Here is a 14,943-nt window from a genome sequence, read left to right as displayed (position 1 = left end):
AAGGCACCTCGAGGGTGCCTTAGGATTTTTCTGCAGCATCGTTAATCAATGCTTACGATGATCGTTTACCTGGTATTCACTGGATTCAATCTTTGCAATGCCGGCTTCTAAGATGGATATAAATTGCCGGGCAACATCCGTGGTTAGCCACAATGTCTGGCCGATTTCAGTCTCGTCCTGCTTATGCTTATCAGATGTCAGGTAGTGCAGGCGCAGCATCAGCGCGTCGTAGCTGTCTACGGTGCTGATGTCCCATCCGACAAGGGGATGGGTCTGGATTACATCACTATTTTTTTCCATCATAACCCCTTTTATTCGTGTGTTTAAGACAACGGCTAGCGAGGTTTAATGCTTGTCAATGTGAAGCCAGTTAAGTATATCAATAATTAAGCTAATTAGCGGGAGAAATAAATACCCTGCAACAATTTTTTTATATTAGTGGATTAAATTGAACAATAAAGCGGCAGGTTGTTCGGATGTTTCCCGGCAGTTGAGAGTGCAATCAGAACTTTACCCGAAATAATTTATGAACGAGGCGACAGGCGAAAAAAAACCGGGTGGCGACACCCGGCATAAAAAGAACTACGAGGGATAATTTTTATTTAATCTGCGGAAAACCAGTCGTCTGCGCTTTCCCAGGTTTCCTGGAGGATTTCGCTGATGCGGTCTTTATCTTCTTTCGCGCCGCCCAAAACCGACAGGTTGTTGCCCGCGGCATAGCGAACCTGCACGTGATTGCTGGTTTCTGGAAAATGCTGGGTGATACGGCGAGTTAATTCTTGCGCCAGAGCGTCAACGGCTCCGGGTGGTAACTGCGTGGTCTTGGCAATAGTGACTTCAATACGCATAACAGCCCCCTGTACAATATACTGGATATTTATACAGGTTAAACTTGCATCCTGCAACAGGGGGCGTTAAAAAACTTACGTTCTTACCGACCAGGCGACCTGCTCCCCGGCGAGGAAGGGCACGATAGTATCGTCGCTGGTGGCGTAGGTTTCGGGGATCAGCACGGGCTCACGCACCAGTTCGATAGTTTCTTCGTTTACCGGCAGGCCGTAGAAGCGCGGGCCGTTAAGCGAGGTGAAGGCTTCGAAGTGTTCGAGCGCGTTAAGCTCTTCAAAGACCGTGGCATAGGCACCGAGCGCCGATGGCGCGTTAAAGCAGCCCGCACAGCCGCAGCTTGCCTCTTTACGATGGCGTGCATGAGGCGCGGAATCCGTCCCCAGGAACACGCGGTCACAGCCGCTTGCCACAAGGGCGCGTAACGCCTCCTGGTGGGTGCTGCGCTTTAAAATCGGCAGGCAGTAGAGGTGCGGGCGCACGCCGCCAACCAGCATGTGGTTGCGGTTAAACATCAGGTGCTGAGGCGTAATGGTTGCGCCCAGCAGCGAGTTGCCCTCCTGAACGTACTGCGCGGCGTCTTTCGTGGTGATGTGCTCGAACACGACTTTCAGGCCCGGCAGCTGCTGGCGCAGCGGCTCCATCACCGTTTCGATGAAGCGCGCTTCGCGGTCGAAGATATCGATTTCTGCCGAGGTCACTTCGCCGTGAATAAGCAAAGGCATGCCGATTTTCTGCATCCGCTCAAGCACGGGCATAATCGCCGCCGTGCTGGTGACGCCATGGCTTGAGTTGGTGGTGGCATTCGCCGGGTAAAGCTTGGCGGCGGTAAACACGCCTTCGTTAAAGCCGCGCTCAACCTCGTTCGGATCAAGGGAATCGGTCAGGTAGCAGGTCATCAGCGGCTCGAATTTGTGGCCCTGAGGCACGGCATCGAGAATGCGCTGGCGATAGCTAACGGCGGCTTCGACGGTGGTAATTGGCGGCACCAGGTTAGGCATGACAATCGCGCGACCGTAGATTTCAGAGGTGACCGGCACCACGGTTTTCAGCATCTCTCCATCGCGTAGATGGATATGCCAGTCGTCTGGGCGGCGAATTTTTAATACCTGAGGTAATACGGTCATCTGCGTGCTCCGGCTAGAAGGGAAAATCAGTCAACGTTTGGCTGGTTTTATGCCGGGCACTAAGGATAGGCGTAATCGTTTTCGTTTGCACGACTTTGTTGCAGGTTTTGCTACGCAGGCCTAACGGGGCAGGGGAGTTTGCCCCGTTAAGCGGCTTTAATTGATGAAGGGAATAATGATTTCGCCGGGCTTAACTTCAATGCCCTTGGCGTATTTCTTCGCCATCGCTTCGCCGGAGCTTTTGTCTTCGCTCAGGATATAGGCCGGCTGCTGGTTAAAGTAGCTGCGCAGCGACTGATTCAGGTAGGGAATGATGGTCTGCAAAACGCCCTGCATTTTTTCCGGCTCGACGGTGGCGTCGACCACTTCCATCTCCTGCAGATAAATGGCGCCTTTCTCTTTATTGAAGGCCGGCTGCGCCTTGAGTTTCAGCTTGATGTTGGCTTTCTGGCTGCCGAACAGCGAGGTCATATCCAGCTTCGCGTCGCCGGTAAGCGTGATCTTATTGGGTTCTTCACGGCCAATGGCGGAAGCGAGATTAGTCAGCACAATGTGCGCATCGGCCACGCCAGGCAGCCCAATATCCTTCGAGAAGTTGTTACGTTTGGCCAGCGCCTGGTTAATTTCCTGTTCGCTCACCGTGTACTGTGTAAGTTGATTGCAGCCTACTACCAGACCGGTAAGCACTAATACGGCGGCAAAAATGATCTTCTTCATTGAGTTCCTCAACATCCTGGTTTGGCGTCAAATCCTGACACATTGCAGCATGATGCACCAGCGCAAGCCGTGCTACAGGAAAAGGATGAAATCGCCGCTGGCCGTAAAATGTACGGTCTTGACTTATTTTGTCCATTTTGTATTTTAAGGACATGCACACATTTCTGATTATTGTCCCTGACGGGGGCATGCTGTTCGAGCCTACGGGCATTGCCGATATCCTCATGCAGGCTAATAGCCTGAGCGGGAAGGATTCTCCTGTTCAACCTTACCAGGTGACCATCGCCACCACCCAGCGGCACCGCGTGGTACACGGCCGCTCTGGCTTAAACCTTCTGGCGGATTTCCGGCTGGAAGAGCTGGACCCGAACCTGCCGCGTGATACCGTCATGATTACCGGTAGAGGGAATAACAGGGAAGAGGCGGATGCGGTGGTGGCGTGGATGCGCAAGGCCGCGCCGAACATCGGGCGAATCGTCTCCGTCTGCGGCGGCGCGCTGCTGCTTGCCGAAGCGGGGCTGCTTGACGGGCGGCGGGCGACCACCCACTGGCGAATGCTTGACGAAATGCACGAAAGGTTTCCTGAGGTCATCGTCGAGAAAGGCCCAATCTACATCCAGGATGGTGACATCTGGACATCGGCGGGCGTCAGCTCCGGGTTCGATCTCACGCTCGCGCTGGTGGAGGACGACCACGGATTTACCGTCGCCCGCGAGGTGGCGCAGGATCTGGTGATGTTTCTGCGCAGGCCCGGCGGGCAGTCGCAGTTCAGCCGCTTCCTGCTGACCCAGGCGAATACCCCCGGCCCTATTCGCGACCTGCAGGCCTGGATACTGGAAAACCTGTCGGGCGACCTTTCTGTAGAAGCGCTGGCCGAACGCGTCGCCATGAGCCCGCGTAACTTTACGCGAGTTTTCACCCGCGAAACGGGCACCAGCCCGGCGCGATACGTTGAGGAGGTTCGCCTCAACGCCGCCCGTCAGCACCTTGAGCAAAGCTCTGACAGGCTTGAGCAGATAGCGCTGGCAACCGGCTTTGGCAACGGGCTTAACCTGCGCCGCGTGTTCGAGCGCAATCTCCAGCTCACCCCTTCGGACTATCGCGAACGTTTCTCCGCGCGCAATATGGCGTAAATTGATTCTTTATTGTCATTTGCGCCATCATCCATTGCCATTACTCTGAGGTTAGACACCTAACCAAGGAGTAAATCATGGTCAAAGTAGGCATTAACGGTTTTGGCAGAATCGGTAGAAACGTGCTGCGCGCGGCGCTGGGCCGTAACGATTTCCAGGTTGTTGCCATTAACGATCTGACCGACAGCAAAACGCTGGCGCACCTTCTTAAATATGACTCCCTGCAGGGCACGCTGCCCGCAAGCGTAGAGGCATCTGAAGGCGAGCTGCTGCTGGATGGCCGAGCGATTCGTGTTTTTAGCGAAAGAGATCCGGGCGACATTCCCTGGAGCAGCGTCGACGTTGACCTGGTTATTGAATCGACGGGGTTCTTTACCGATAAGGCTAAGGCTCAAGTGCACATTAGCAAGGGCGGCGCAAAGCGCGTGATCCTCTCGGCCCCCGGCAAAGACGACGACATCACGGTGGTGATGGGCGTTAACCATGAGAAATACGATCCCGCACTGCACAAAGTCGTCAGCAACGGCAGCTGTACCACCAACGGTCTTGCTCCCGCAGCGCAGGTTTTGCAGCAGAGCTTCGGTATTGAACACGGTCTGATGAATACCACGCACGCCTACACCAACAGCCAGGCGCTGCACGATCAGCCGGAAAAAGATCTGCGTGGCGCTCGCGCGGCCGCGCTGTCCATCGTGCCTTATTCCAGCGGTGCCGCTAAGGCGCTGGGCAAAGTGATCCCCGAACTGGACGGTCGCTTAACCGGCTACTCGCTGCGCGTGCCGGTTCCGGTAGTCTCTATCGTTGACCTCACCGTTACCCTAAAGCGTGACGTGACCGCCGAAGAGGTGAATGCGGCCTTCCGCAAGGCGGCAGAATCCGGGCCGCTGAAAGGAATTTTGGGCTATAGCGACGAGCCGCTGGTATCGAGCGATTACCAGGGCGACGCCCGGTCATCCATAATCGACGGTCTTTCCACGCTGGTCATCGGCGGCAATCTGGTCAAGATCCTCGCCTGGTACGACAACGAGTGGGCCTTCTCCAACCGTCTGGTGGATTTAGCGGTGCTGATGGATCAAAAAGGTCTGTAGCAGGCGGCAGGTAACGAAGCGGCCAGCCCGAAGGGGCTGGCCGTTATTGCTTCGTTATTGCTTCTAGGAGGCTTAAGGTCAGATGGCAACGGACGACAGCAGGTTAATCTGCGTTTGTTTTGCCATGTTGTCGCGGTAATCGCGCACCCGGCTTGGGTATTCAATGCCCGCCACCAGCGACAGGCTGCGCAGCAGCGGGAACAGGTGGATATCGTCTTCCGACAGCTCGCCGTTAACCGCATTAGGCTGCACGATGAGCTTGTCCAGCTTGCGTAAATCATCGCTAATCTTCTTAATCAGCCCCGGCGAATGCGCCAGATGCTCCTCGAACGGTCCAATCATCCCCTCTTTCTTTTTGATGAAATAAGCGCGCGCTTCGGGGGTAGCGAATTCGTCAAAAGGCGCTTTGGCAATGCGCGGCAGCAGCAGATGCTGAACGTAGGTGTTAACCTGCCGCAGCCATTCGGCGATGGCGGCGTTGGTGGAGCCGGTCAGCAGCGGGCTGCCGTCGAGCCTGTCGACGTAGTGCACGATATCCATGCTTTCCGGCAGGTAGCGACTGTCGTCTTTTTGCAGGATGGGGGCCATTTTCTTGCCGATCATCCGGGTGGGGGTGGCTTCGTCGTCGTTTAACAGAACGTTGAGTTCAACGGGAATATTCTTCAGGCCAAAAATCATGCGCGCCTTCACGCAGAACGGGCAGTGGTCGTAAATGTAGAGTTTCACGCGTTCTCCTCCATTTGCTGGTTGCGGACAAATTCCGTTAACAACCCAGTATGGAAGAGAACACCTTAGCCCGCAAACTATGCGCCCGGTTCCAGCATCGAAGGTTCAACGGGCTTGAGGCTGAACTGCCACCACAGGGCGAGCAGCGTGATAAAGCCGATAATGCCGAGCATTATCCACGGCAGTTCCGGCTGATTCATGCTCTTACCCGCGTCAAACAGCCAGCCGCCGCCCGCGTAGCCGAAGGCGCCGCCGATGGCGAGCCCCAGTCGGCTAAAGCCCATATAGCTGCCGCGAGCCCTGGAATCGGCAAGCGATGCACCGAGGGTTTCACGCGCGGGCTCGGCGATAATCGAGCCGATGTAAAACACGCAGATTAGCGTAAACAGCTGTTGCAGGCTGCTGGTCAGGCCGATGGGCAGCATGGCGACGGTCATCAGCAGCAGGCCCGCCATCAGGCGCTGCTCAAGACGAAAACGTTTCTCGCTCCAGCGGGCAATCGGGTAGAGCAGGGTGAGCGACAGCGCGGCTTCGATAGCGTACATCCACTTCACCGCCGACGGCGTTCCGGCGATTTCGTTGACCATGATCGGCAGCATCAGCATCACCTGTACGGCAAGCATGTAGTAACCGGCAAGCGTCAGCACGTAGGTGACGAAGCGTTTGTCGCGCAGCACGCGGCCCATGCCTTCAAGCATCGGCGTGCGGATGGTCGACAGCTTATAGGCGGGCAGCAACCAGGCGTTCACCGCCGCGCAGATAACAAACATCACCGCACCGGCACCGCACACCAGGCGGAAGTCGTATTGCAGCAGCCAACTGCCGAGCAGCGCGCCGATGACCGCCCCCGCGCTGTCCTGCATCATCAGCAGGGAAAAGAAGCGCCCCCGCTGGTGGGGACGCACCAGCTTCACCACCAGCGCCGCGCGCGGCGGGTCAAACAGCGTGCCGCCGATTGCCGAAATAAAGCAGGAAAGCCACAGCACCCAGGGTTCATGCGCGATCCCCATCAGCGCGAAGCCTACCGCCCGCAGCAGCATGCCGGTGACTATCATCGGTTTTGCGCCCAGCCGGTCGGCGATTGCGCCGCCAAAAATCCCTAGCCCCTGCTGCGTAAGCTGACGCAGGCCGAGCGCGATGCCCACCATTAACGCCGCCCAGCCCATCTGGTCGACGAAGCGAATGGAAATTAAAGGGAAGACCACGAAAAAGCCCAGAACCACGAGCATATTATCAAGCAACAGGAAATATTTACCCAGGCTCCGTGCCTGCGCCACCCGCGACATCTCCCCTCCAGGGAATCCCTATAAAAATGTGACAGATATCTATTCTCCGCCCACCCTCGGGTTTTGGACAGGGTGCGCCGCGACAATATTTTTTTATCGTTCTGAGGCTTCGATTGATCCCTTTCATCGAAAAAATGTATGGCACGATGAGAAAACTGCAGGTTGTTGTTTTCCTTCCCCCCGCAGGCGCAGGTATAGTAATTAAAACGGGCTCAAACCTTGGGATGTGAGGAGTAGGGAAAACATGTTTGGTTATCGCAGTAACGTGCCAAAAGTGCGTTTAACAACCGACAGGCTGGTGGTGCGTCTGGTGTACGAAAGAGATGCCTGGCGTCTGGCCGACTATTACGCTGAAAACCGCCAGTTCCTTAAGCCCTGGGAACCGATTCGCGACGACAGCCACTGCTACCCGTCAGGCTGGCAGGCGCGGCTGGGCATGATAAACGAAATGCATAAAACCGGCAGCGCCTACTACTTTGCGCTGCTGGATAAAGAAGAAAAAGAGATCCGCGGCGTGGCAAACTTTTCAAACGTGGTGCGTGGCTCGTTCCACGCCTGCTATCTCGGCTATTCGCTGGGGGAAAAATGGCAGGGGCAGGGGCTGATGTTTGAAGCACTGACCACCGCCATTCGCTATATGCAGCGCAGCCAGCACATTCACCGCATCATGGCGAACTATATGCCCCACAACCAGCGCAGCGGCGACCTGCTGGCGCGGCTCGGTTTTGAAAAAGAAGGCTACGCCAAAGACTATTTGCTAATTGATGGCGTCTGGCGGGACCACGTCCTGACGGCGCTGACGAACAAGGCCTGGACGCCGGGCCGCTGAGGAATTGAGATGAAATATCAGTTAACCGCGATTGAAGCCCGCGTGGTGGGCAGCCTGATGGAAAAGCAGGTGACCACGCCGGAACAGTATCCGATGTCCGTTAACGGCGTGGTGACCGCCTGCAACCAGAAGACCAACCGCGAGCCGGTGATGGATCTCAAAGAGCGAGACGTGCAGGAAACGCTCGACGAGCTGGTCAAGCGCCACTTCCTGCGTACCGTCAGCGGGTTTGGCAACCGCGTCACGAAATACGAGCAGCGCTTCTGCAACTCGGAATTTGGCAATCTCAAGCTCACCCCGGCGGAAGTTGCGGTGGTGACCACGCTGCTGCTACGCGGAGCGCAGACGCCGGGCGAACTGCGCAGCCGCGCTGGAAGGATGTACGAGTTCAGCGATATGGCGCAGGTTGAAGCCACCCTTGAAACGCTCGCTAACCGCGAAGACGGCCCGTTTGTGGCCCGACTGCCGCGCGAGCCGGGCAAGCGTGAAAGCCGCTATATGCACCTGTTCAGCGGCGAAGTGGAAACGCTGGCGGTCGTGGCTGACGCGGTAGCCGCGCCGGCAGAAGACCTGGCGTCGCGCGTTGAACAGCTTGAAGTGGAGGTGGCGGAGCTGAAACAGCGCCTCGACTCCCTCCTTGCACACCTGGGAGAATAAGCGATGAGCAAACTTCGAGTGGGCGTCGTTGGCCTCGGCGGCATCGCACAAAAAGCCTGGCTGCCGGTGCTGAGCGCGGCGGGCGACTGGACGTTACAGGGGGCCTTTTCCCCAACGCGTGAAAAGGCGCAGAAGGTTTGCGATATGTACCGCATCCCCTATGTTTCCTCGATTGCCGATCTTGCGGCCCAGTGTGATGCGGTTTTTGTTCACAGCGCCACCAGCACCCATTACGCGGTGGTGAGCGAGCTGCTGCAGGCCGGGGTCAACGTCTGCGTCGACAAACCGCTGGCTGAAAATCTGCTCGATGCGGAACGCCTCGTCGAGCTTGCCGAACGCCAGAAGCGCACGCTGATGGTCGGTTTCAACCGCCGCTTCTCTCCGCTCTATCAGGAGCTGAAGGCGAAGCTGGCGACGGGCGCGTCCGTGCGCATGGACAAACACCGCGCCGACAGCGTCGGGCCAAACGACCTGCGCTTTACCCTGCTGGATGACTACCTGCACGTGGTGGATACCGCGCTGTGGCTGGCAGGCGGCGAGGCGCAGCTGCAAAGCGGCACGCTGCAAACCAACGATCGGGGGCAAATGCTGTTCGCCGAGCATCACTTCGCCAAGGAGCATCTGCAAATTACCACCAGCATGCACCGCCGCGCCGGGAGCCAGCGCGAGTGGGTTCAGGCGGTAACCGACGGCGGGCTGTATGACGTTACGGATATGCGCGACTGGCGCGAGGAGTGCGGTGCGGGCGTCGTGAATCGCCCCGTACCGGGCTGGCAGAGCACGCTCGAACAGCGCGGTTTCGCCGGTTGCGCTCGCCACTTCCTGGAAAGCGTGGCAAATCAGACGGTTCCTGAAACCTCCGGCGAGCAGGCGCTGATGGCGCAAAGAGTGGTGGAAAAGCTCTGGCGCGAGGCGATGAGCGAATAAAGCTGTAACAACTGAGGCTAGTAATTCGGCGGCGTATCGGTAGACTACGCCGCTGAATCACACGGTCTTTTCTTTCGGTGGATGGCGCGTTGCTTATCCACCCTACAAATTCAACGCTGTGACTGACAACGCCTGCGCCGCAGGCGTTGATGTTTGTGGAACCGCATCATAATGAATCTTTTAAGATCGCTGGCAGCCGTCAGCTCGATGACCATGTTTTCTCGCGTGCTCGGCTTCGCGCGCGACGCCATTGTGGCAAGGGTTTTTGGCGCGGGAATGGCGACGGACGCCTTCTTTGTGGCATTCAAACTACCGAACCTGCTGCGCCGTATTTTTGCCGAAGGGGCCTTTTCCCAGGCGTTTGTGCCGATTCTGGCCGAGTACAAAAGCAAGCAGGGCGAAGATGCTACTCGCGTCTTTGTCTCCTACGTTTCCGGCCTGCTGACGCTTGCTTTAGCCATCGTCACGGTTATCGGCATGATTGCAGCACCCTGGGTGATTCTGGTCACCGCGCCAGGCTTTGCCGATACGGCGGACAAATTCGCGCTGACCTCAAGCCTGCTGCGCATCACGTTCCCGTATATTCTGCTGATTTCGCTGGCGTCGCTGGTGGGGGCCATTCTTAATACCTGGAACCGCTTCTCCGTTCCGGCCTTTGCGCCAACGTTTTTGAATCTCAGCATGATTGGCTTCGCGCTGTTCGCCGCGCCGCACTTTAACCCGCCGATTCTGGCGCTGGCCTGGGCGGTGACGGTAGGCGGCGTGCTGCAGCTGGCCTACCAGCTCCCGCACTTGAAGAAGATCGGCATGCTGGTGCTGCCGCGCATTAACCTTAAAGACGCGGGCGCGATGCGCGTAATCAAGCAGATGGGGCCTGCCATTCTCGGCGTTTCCGTCAGCCAGATTTCCCTGATCATCAACACTATTTTCGCCTCGTTTCTTGCCTCTGGCTCCGTGTCGTGGATGTACTACGCCGACCGCCTGATGGAGTTTCCGTCCGGCGTGCTGGGCGTGGCGCTGGGTACCATCCTGCTGCCGTCGCTCGCCAAAAGCTTTGCCAGCGGCAACCACGACGAGTATTCGCGCCTGATGGACTGGGGCCTGCGCCTGTGCTTCCTGCTGGCGCTGCCAAGCGCGGTGGCGTTAGGCATTCTCGCCAAGCCGCTTACCGTTTCGCTGTTCCAGTACGGCAAGTTCACCGCCTTTGACGCCGCGATGACGCAGCGCGCGCTGGTAGCTTATTCCGTTGGGCTGATGGGGCTTATCGTAGTGAAAGTTTTGGCCCCCGGCTTCTATTCCCGCCAGGACATCAAAACCCCGGTTAAAATCGCTATCGTGACCCTGATCCTGACGCAGCTGATGAACCTGGCGTTTATCGGGCCGCTCAAGCATGCCGGTCTTTCGCTGTCGATTGGTCTGGCCGCCTGCATTAACGCCAGCCTGCTGTACTGGCAGCTGCGCAAGCAGGATATCTTCCAGCCGCAGCCGGGCTGGGCGGCTTTCCTGTGGCGATTGTTTGCGGCGGTGATCGTCATGTCCGCGGTACTGCTGGGGATGATGCACATTATGCCTGCGTGGGATATCGGCAATATGGCATATCGCCTGGTGCGGCTGATGGCGGTGGTGGTGACCGGGATTCTGGCTTACTTTGCCACGCTGATGGTGCTGGGCTTTAAGGTGAAAGATTTCGCCAGACGTACAATATAAGTTTTTCTTCCGGTGGATGGCGCGCCCGCGCTTATCCACCCTACAATTTTGAGATGTTGATTTTTTATTAGGTGATAAAGCGATGAACGGAACAATCACAACCTGGTTTGAAGAAAAGGGTTTTGGTTTTATTAAAGATGAAAACGGCGATAACCGTTATTTCCATGTGATTAAAGTCGCCAATCCCGAGCTAATCAAAAAAGATGCTGCGGTGACCTTTGAGCCGACCACCAACAATAAGGGCCTGTCGGCCTATGCGGTAAAAGTGGAGCCGGAAAGCAAATACATTTTTATTGCCGGTGAGCGCATCAAAATCACGGCGATCAAATCCTTCCTCGCCTACAGCGAAGAGGTGCCCGCGGATCGTAAGATTGATAAAGAGAACGCCGTGCTGTCGGTGGGCCTGCTGATGAACAGCATCCGTCCGAAAGAAGAGAAGAAAGAAGGGGAGATGCGCACCCTGAAGAAGCTGGCGATTACCACTTTCCAGGGCACCACGCACATTTTCTCGCAGGATGAGATTGACGTAGACGCGACGATGAAAATGCTTAAAGGGTTGCCGCGTTAGTCAGGCCAGAAGGTGGATGGCGCTTGCGCTTATCCACCTTACATTCACGCCACCCTGGGCGGATACGCGCCGCACCACCCAACAATTTCACGGCACGTAGGTCGAGTAAACGCCGTACCACCCGACAATTTCAGGTTTCGTAGGTCGGGTAAGCGCAGCGCCACCCGACAATGCCTTAAAACTAAATGGTTATTTTCTTATTCCCGCCACGATTCACCGTCGTAGCTTGTCCATCGGCCCCGTAAAGATTGGGTTCCTGGTGTGGCTTCAGTACCGCCAGCGCCTGCTCGTTACGGGCAAGCTGGTCTTCTAACAGCCAGCCGTTGTGCTGGTTGATATCCCGCAGGTGCTGCGTTTTTTGGGTAATCGTCTGCCAGCGCTGGCTGACATCCTGGGTGGCGGCCTCATTGTTTTGCAGCTCTCGACGCTGCTGCTCCAGATAATCAAGCGTCGCAAGCAGCGAGCTTTTATCCTCGGTAATGCGTTGCAACGCGCTGCCATTCACATGGCCTGCGGAGAGTTGCTGCTGCTCGGCGTCCATCACTTCTTTGAGTGAGTTAAGCACCGCAGTCATTTGGTCCAGCACTTCTAACAGACGACTCATGCCATTATTTACTCTGTAAATAGCCCTGCGCTTCCTGAATCAGCGCATCGGCGATTTTGCCGGTATCCATTTTCAGCTCGCCGTTACGGATAGCCGTTTTCAGCGCTTCAACACGTTCCATGTTGATATCGCTGGTGCCTGGCTGCATCAGCTTTGCCTGCGCATCGCTTAAGGTGACGCTGGTGCTTTTTGCCGTGGCGCTTTTCTCCAGACGGCTTTTCTGTGCCTGGGTATCGGTAGTTTCGCGTGGCTGAACAGTGCTTACCGGTTTTAAGGGCGACGTGCGATCAATGCTCATTATTTAATCCTCATCGAGGGGGCTCACGGCGGGTGGCCTGTCAAAATCATTGTTAAACATTTATCGGCAGCCGCATCAGAATCTTTAAAAAGATTATAGATTAATCAGAATATTCCCATCAGCATCCACCGTGCCGCTGACAATCTGGCCCGACGACATGCGCACGCGAGCATTTTGCGCCACCGCCGCGTTGTTTAATACCTGGCCTTCACCGTTGACGCTAAAGCCGTCGCCGGCGGCAACCACCTGCACGCGCTGCCCGGCCTTAACGCGCCAAGACTGACGCACCATCGACAGCATGATGGGCTGGTCGGGGGCGATATCCCTTAGCGTAACCGCGCTGTTCGCCTGGTTAAGATCGAGCATGGCGCGCGGCGGGAGCTGGTCCAGACGCCCGCGTTTCATTTGTACGTTGCTTTCGTTCAGCACGGTGCCCCGCGCTAAAGCCTGTGCTGCGACAACGTAGTTGCCCGTTGCGGCGACCACGGCCTGAATATAACGCCTGTCGTTCCCGCAGCGGGCCTGAACGCTGACGTTCCCCCACATGCGCCCGTTATTCGGCATCACGAACTGGGGATCGGCACATGACGGCAGCTGCGCGTCGGGCGTTTTGACGGTCACGATAACGTCGTCGCTAATACCCGCAAGACGCTGCTGGAAAAACTGGGTTAACGGCGCATCAAGCGCGCTCGCGCCCGCCAGCGGCGAAGCCAGCAGTACGGCTACCCCACCCCAGATTTGCAGACTCTTCATGACGCATCTCCTTGTTCAGATTGCAGTGATTTTAACCGCAGCCCGAATTGATCAAGGCGACAAATAGCGATGCATTTTGTGCTTATTCCGTCGATAACGCACGCGTAAGGGGCCGTAAGCTGTCGGACAAATCCTAATTATGCGGAGGGAACATGCTCGACAAACTGGACGCCGCGCTGCGATTTCAGCAGGAAGCGCTTAATTTGCGTGCCCAGCGTCAGGAGATTCTGGCAGCGAATATCGCCAACGCAGACACGCCTGGCTATCAGGCGCGCGATATCGATTTCGCCAGTGAAATGAAAAAAGTGATGGATCGCGGGCGCGTAGAAGGCAGCGGGGTTTCTCTCGCCCTGACGTCCGCACGCCATATTCCGGCGCAAACGCAAACCGTCCCTCAGCTTGACCTCCTTTACCGCGTCCCTGACCAACCGTCGCTCGACGGCAATACCGTCGATATGGACCGTGAACGTACGCAATTTGCGGACAACAGCCTTAAGTACCAGTCGGACCTGACGGTTCTGGGTGGGCAAATCAAAGGCATGATGTCCGTCCTGTCACAGGGTGGAGGTTAATCCATGGCTTTACTGAATATTTTCGATATCGCGGGCTCCGCGATGACGGCGCAGTCTAAACGTCTGAACGTGGCGGCCAGTAACCTGGCAAACGCCGACAGCGCGACGGGGCCAGACGGTCAGCCGTATCGTGCCAAACAGGTTGTTTTCCAGGTGGATGCCGCGCCCGGCGCGCAAACGGGCGGCGTCAAAGTCAGCGACGTGGTGGAAAGCCAGGATCCGGACAAGCTGGTCTATCAACCGGGTAACCCGATGGCGGACGCCAAGGGCTACGTGCGGATGCCAAACGTGGACGTGGTCGGTGAGATGGTGAACAGCATGTCCGCCTCGCGCAGCTATCAGGCCAACGTGGAAGTGCTCAACACCGTGAAAAGCATGATGTTGAAAACCCTGACTTTAGGCCAATAAGGAGTGACGCATGTCTATCGCCGTTAACGTCAACGACACCACCACAAACGGGGCCAGCAGCACCAGCGCCGCGTCCGGCAACAGCAGTCTGACGGGCAGCAGCGCCTCTGACTTACAGGGCAGCTTCCTGACCCTGCTGGTGGCGCAGCTGAAAAACCAGGACCCGACCAATCCGATGCAGAATAACGAACTGACCACGCAGCTTGCGCAGATCAGCACAGTGAGCGGCATCGAAAAGCTTAACACCACGCTCGGCTCTGTGTCCGGCCAGCTTAATAACAACCAGCAGCTGCAGGCCAGCGCGCTGATTGGCCACGGCGTGATGATCCCTGGCTCTAAAATTCTTACCGGTAAAGAAGTCACCACGCCGTTCGGCGTTGAGCTGCAGCAGGCCGCCGATAAGGTCACCGCGACGATTACCGACGGCAGCGGCAAAGTTGTGCGCACGATTGATATCGGCGGCCTGTCCGCAGGCGTACACACCTTTACCTGGGACGGCAGCATGACCGACGGCACCACCGCGCCGGACGGGGCCTACAACGTCGCGATTAACGCCAGCAATGGCGGCACCCAGCTGGTAGCCCAACCGCTTAATTTTGCCGTGGTCAATGGTGTGACCCTCAGCAACGGCTCGACCCTGCTGGACCTCGGTACCTATGGCACCTCCACCCTCGACCAAATCAGGCAGATTATTTAAGCC

19 protein-coding genes are annotated in these 14,943 nt (G+C 56.9%); 10 read left to right on the top strand and 9 right to left on the bottom strand.

Annotated elements, in window-relative coordinates:
* Positions 1-45: 45 nt before the first annotated feature.
* The 4 genes from bssS to ACSPHG_RS14710 all read right to left on the bottom strand — a co-directional run bounded on the left by bssS (position 46) and on the right by ACSPHG_RS14710 (position 2,687).
* Positions 46-300 carry a biofilm formation regulator BssS gene (gene bssS, locus ACSPHG_RS14725; RefSeq protein WP_435954262.1) on the bottom strand — a complete coding sequence of 85 codons (255 nt, stop codon included), beginning with the start codon at positions 298-300 and terminating at the stop codon, positions 46-48.
* A 302-nt stretch (positions 301-602) separates the two neighbouring features.
* The gene (gene dinI, locus ACSPHG_RS14720; protein ID WP_435954261.1) at positions 603-848 is read right to left on the bottom strand and encodes a DNA damage-inducible protein I; all 246 of its coding nucleotides are present in this window, start codon (positions 846-848) and stop codon (positions 603-605) included.
* 75 nt (positions 849-923) lie between these two features.
* Positions 924-1,970 (bottom strand): dihydroorotase, encoded by a 1,047-nt coding sequence (gene pyrC, locus ACSPHG_RS14715; protein WP_435954260.1) that lies wholly within the window; start codon positions 1,968-1,970, stop codon positions 924-926.
* A 156-nt stretch (positions 1,971-2,126) separates the two neighbouring features.
* Positions 2,127-2,687 carry a lipoprotein gene (locus tag ACSPHG_RS14710; RefSeq protein ID WP_435954259.1) on the bottom strand — a complete coding sequence of 187 codons (561 nt, stop codon included), beginning with the start codon at positions 2,685-2,687 and terminating at the stop codon, positions 2,127-2,129.
* 152 nt (positions 2,688-2,839) lie between these two features.
* On the opposite strand from ACSPHG_RS14710, the gene ACSPHG_RS14705 reads away from it, so the two are divergent.
* Positions 2,840-3,820, top strand: a complete 981-nt coding sequence (locus tag ACSPHG_RS14705) for a GlxA family transcriptional regulator (RefSeq protein ID WP_435954258.1) — start codon at positions 2,840-2,842, stop codon at positions 3,818-3,820.
* 77 nt (positions 3,821-3,897) lie between these two features.
* Positions 3,898-4,908: a type I glyceraldehyde-3-phosphate dehydrogenase gene (gap, locus tag ACSPHG_RS14700; protein WP_435954257.1), complete on the top strand. Its 1,011-nt coding sequence runs from the start codon at positions 3,898-3,900 to the stop codon at positions 4,906-4,908.
* A gap of 78 nt (positions 4,909-4,986) precedes the next feature.
* Here gap and grxB read toward each other — a convergent pair whose 3' ends face one another.
* Together grxB and mdtH are read right to left on the bottom strand one after the other, a co-directional pair.
* Positions 4,987-5,634 (bottom strand): glutaredoxin 2, encoded by a 648-nt coding sequence (gene grxB / locus ACSPHG_RS14695; protein WP_435954256.1) that lies wholly within the window; start codon positions 5,632-5,634, stop codon positions 4,987-4,989.
* A gap of 77 nt (positions 5,635-5,711) precedes the next feature.
* Positions 5,712-6,920 carry a multidrug efflux MFS transporter MdtH gene (gene mdtH / locus ACSPHG_RS14690; protein WP_435954255.1) on the bottom strand — a complete coding sequence of 403 codons (1,209 nt, stop codon included), beginning with the start codon at positions 6,918-6,920 and terminating at the stop codon, positions 5,712-5,714.
* Positions 6,921-7,164: 244 nt separating this feature from the next.
* On the opposite strand from mdtH, the gene rimJ reads away from it, so the two are divergent.
* The 5 genes from rimJ (at position 7,165) to ACSPHG_RS14665 (ending at position 11,608) form a co-directional block, all read left to right on the top strand.
* A complete protein-coding gene (rimJ, locus tag ACSPHG_RS14685) occupies positions 7,165-7,749 on the top strand; it encodes a ribosomal protein S5-alanine N-acetyltransferase (protein WP_435954254.1) in 585 nt (194 codons plus the stop codon).
* 9 nt (positions 7,750-7,758) lie between these two features.
* Positions 7,759-8,406, top strand: coding sequence for a YceH family protein (locus tag ACSPHG_RS14680; RefSeq protein ID WP_435954253.1), 648 nt, complete (start codon positions 7,759-7,761; stop codon positions 8,404-8,406).
* A 3-nt stretch (positions 8,407-8,409) separates the two neighbouring features.
* Positions 8,410-9,333, top strand: coding sequence for a Gfo/Idh/MocA family protein (locus ACSPHG_RS14675; protein WP_435954252.1), 924 nt, complete (start codon positions 8,410-8,412; stop codon positions 9,331-9,333).
* Between the two features lie 171 nt (positions 9,334-9,504).
* On the top strand, positions 9,505-11,040 hold the full coding sequence (gene murJ / locus ACSPHG_RS14670) for a murein biosynthesis integral membrane protein MurJ (RefSeq protein ID WP_435954251.1): 1,536 nt from the start codon (positions 9,505-9,507) through the stop codon (positions 11,038-11,040).
* Positions 11,041-11,122: 82 nt separating this feature from the next.
* Complete coding sequence (locus ACSPHG_RS14665) at positions 11,123-11,608, top strand: cold-shock protein (RefSeq protein ID WP_435954250.1); 486 nt, start codon at positions 11,123-11,125, stop codon at positions 11,606-11,608.
* Between the two features lie 181 nt (positions 11,609-11,789).
* On the opposite strand, the gene flgN is transcribed toward ACSPHG_RS14665, so the two are convergent.
* The 3 genes from flgN to flgA form a co-directional block, all read right to left on the bottom strand.
* Positions 11,790-12,212 carry a flagella biosynthesis chaperone FlgN gene (flgN, locus tag ACSPHG_RS14660; protein ID WP_435954249.1) on the bottom strand — a complete coding sequence of 141 codons (423 nt, stop codon included), beginning with the start codon at positions 12,210-12,212 and terminating at the stop codon, positions 11,790-11,792.
* 4 nt (positions 12,213-12,216) lie between these two features.
* A complete protein-coding gene (gene flgM, locus ACSPHG_RS14655; protein ID WP_435954248.1) occupies positions 12,217-12,510 on the bottom strand; it encodes a flagellar biosynthesis anti-sigma factor FlgM in 294 nt (97 codons plus the stop codon).
* 93 nt (positions 12,511-12,603) lie between these two features.
* On the bottom strand, positions 12,604-13,263 hold the full coding sequence (flgA, locus tag ACSPHG_RS14650) for a flagellar basal body P-ring formation chaperone FlgA (RefSeq protein WP_435954247.1): 660 nt from the start codon (positions 13,261-13,263) through the stop codon (positions 12,604-12,606).
* A 152-nt stretch (positions 13,264-13,415) separates the two neighbouring features.
* Here flgA and flgB point away from each other — a divergent pair, with 152 nt between their 5' ends.
* Genes flgB through flgD form a run of 3 tightly spaced genes read left to right on the top strand, consistent with a single transcriptional unit; the run spans position 13,416 to position 14,940 of the window.
* A complete protein-coding gene (gene flgB, locus ACSPHG_RS14645) occupies positions 13,416-13,835 on the top strand; it encodes a flagellar basal body rod protein FlgB (protein WP_435954246.1) in 420 nt (139 codons plus the stop codon).
* Positions 13,836-13,838: 3 nt separating this feature from the next.
* Positions 13,839-14,243 carry a flagellar basal body rod protein FlgC gene (flgC, locus tag ACSPHG_RS14640; RefSeq protein ID WP_435954245.1) on the top strand — a complete coding sequence of 135 codons (405 nt, stop codon included), beginning with the start codon at positions 13,839-13,841 and terminating at the stop codon, positions 14,241-14,243.
* A gap of 10 nt (positions 14,244-14,253) precedes the next feature.
* A complete protein-coding gene (gene flgD / locus ACSPHG_RS14635; RefSeq protein ID WP_435954244.1) occupies positions 14,254-14,940 on the top strand; it encodes a flagellar hook assembly protein FlgD in 687 nt (228 codons plus the stop codon).
* The last annotated feature ends 3 nt before the right edge of the window (positions 14,941-14,943 follow it).

The organism is Dryocola baronae (genome assembly GCF_051297175.1).
GTDB lineage: Bacteria > Pseudomonadota > Gammaproteobacteria > Enterobacterales > Enterobacteriaceae > Dryocola.
This window is presented reverse-complemented; position numbering and strand designations above follow the sequence as displayed.

Coding starts and splice junctions, on each gene's coding strand:
- ACSPHG_RS14705 (WP_435954258.1), top strand. CDS start 2,840: ATGCACACATTTCTGATTATTGTCCCTGACGGGGGCATGCTGTTCGAG.
- rimJ (WP_435954254.1), top strand. CDS start 7,165: ATGTTTGGTTATCGCAGTAACGTGCCAAAAGTGCGTTTAACAACCGAC.
- flgC (WP_435954245.1), top strand. CDS start 13,839: ATGGCTTTACTGAATATTTTCGATATCGCGGGCTCCGCGATGACGGCG.
- ACSPHG_RS14710 (WP_435954259.1), bottom strand. CDS start 2,687: ATGAAGAAGATCATTTTTGCCGCCGTATTAGTGCTTACCGGTCTGGTA.
- flgM (WP_435954248.1), bottom strand. CDS start 12,510: ATGAGCATTGATCGCACGTCGCCCTTAAAACCGGTAAGCACTGTTCAG.
- flgD (WP_435954244.1), top strand. CDS start 14,254: ATGTCTATCGCCGTTAACGTCAACGACACCACCACAAACGGGGCCAGC.
- gap (WP_435954257.1), top strand. CDS start 3,898: ATGGTCAAAGTAGGCATTAACGGTTTTGGCAGAATCGGTAGAAACGTG.
- ACSPHG_RS14665 (WP_435954250.1), top strand. CDS start 11,123: ATGAACGGAACAATCACAACCTGGTTTGAAGAAAAGGGTTTTGGTTTT.
- pyrC (WP_435954260.1), bottom strand. CDS start 1,970: ATGACCGTATTACCTCAGGTATTAAAAATTCGCCGCCCAGACGACTGG.
- ACSPHG_RS14680 (WP_435954253.1), top strand. CDS start 7,759: ATGAAATATCAGTTAACCGCGATTGAAGCCCGCGTGGTGGGCAGCCTG.
- flgB (WP_435954246.1), top strand. CDS start 13,416: ATGCTCGACAAACTGGACGCCGCGCTGCGATTTCAGCAGGAAGCGCTT.
- bssS (WP_435954262.1), bottom strand. CDS start 300: ATGGAAAAAAATAGTGATGTAATCCAGACCCATCCCCTTGTCGGATGG.
- mdtH (WP_435954255.1), bottom strand. CDS start 6,920: ATGTCGCGGGTGGCGCAGGCACGGAGCCTGGGTAAATATTTCCTGTTG.
- flgN (WP_435954249.1), bottom strand. CDS start 12,212: ATGAGTCGTCTGTTAGAAGTGCTGGACCAAATGACTGCGGTGCTTAAC.
- dinI (WP_435954261.1), bottom strand. CDS start 848: ATGCGTATTGAAGTCACTATTGCCAAGACCACGCAGTTACCACCCGGA.
- ACSPHG_RS14675 (WP_435954252.1), top strand. CDS start 8,410: ATGAGCAAACTTCGAGTGGGCGTCGTTGGCCTCGGCGGCATCGCACAA.
- flgA (WP_435954247.1), bottom strand. CDS start 13,263: ATGAAGAGTCTGCAAATCTGGGGTGGGGTAGCCGTACTGCTGGCTTCG.
- murJ (WP_435954251.1), top strand. CDS start 9,505: ATGAATCTTTTAAGATCGCTGGCAGCCGTCAGCTCGATGACCATGTTT.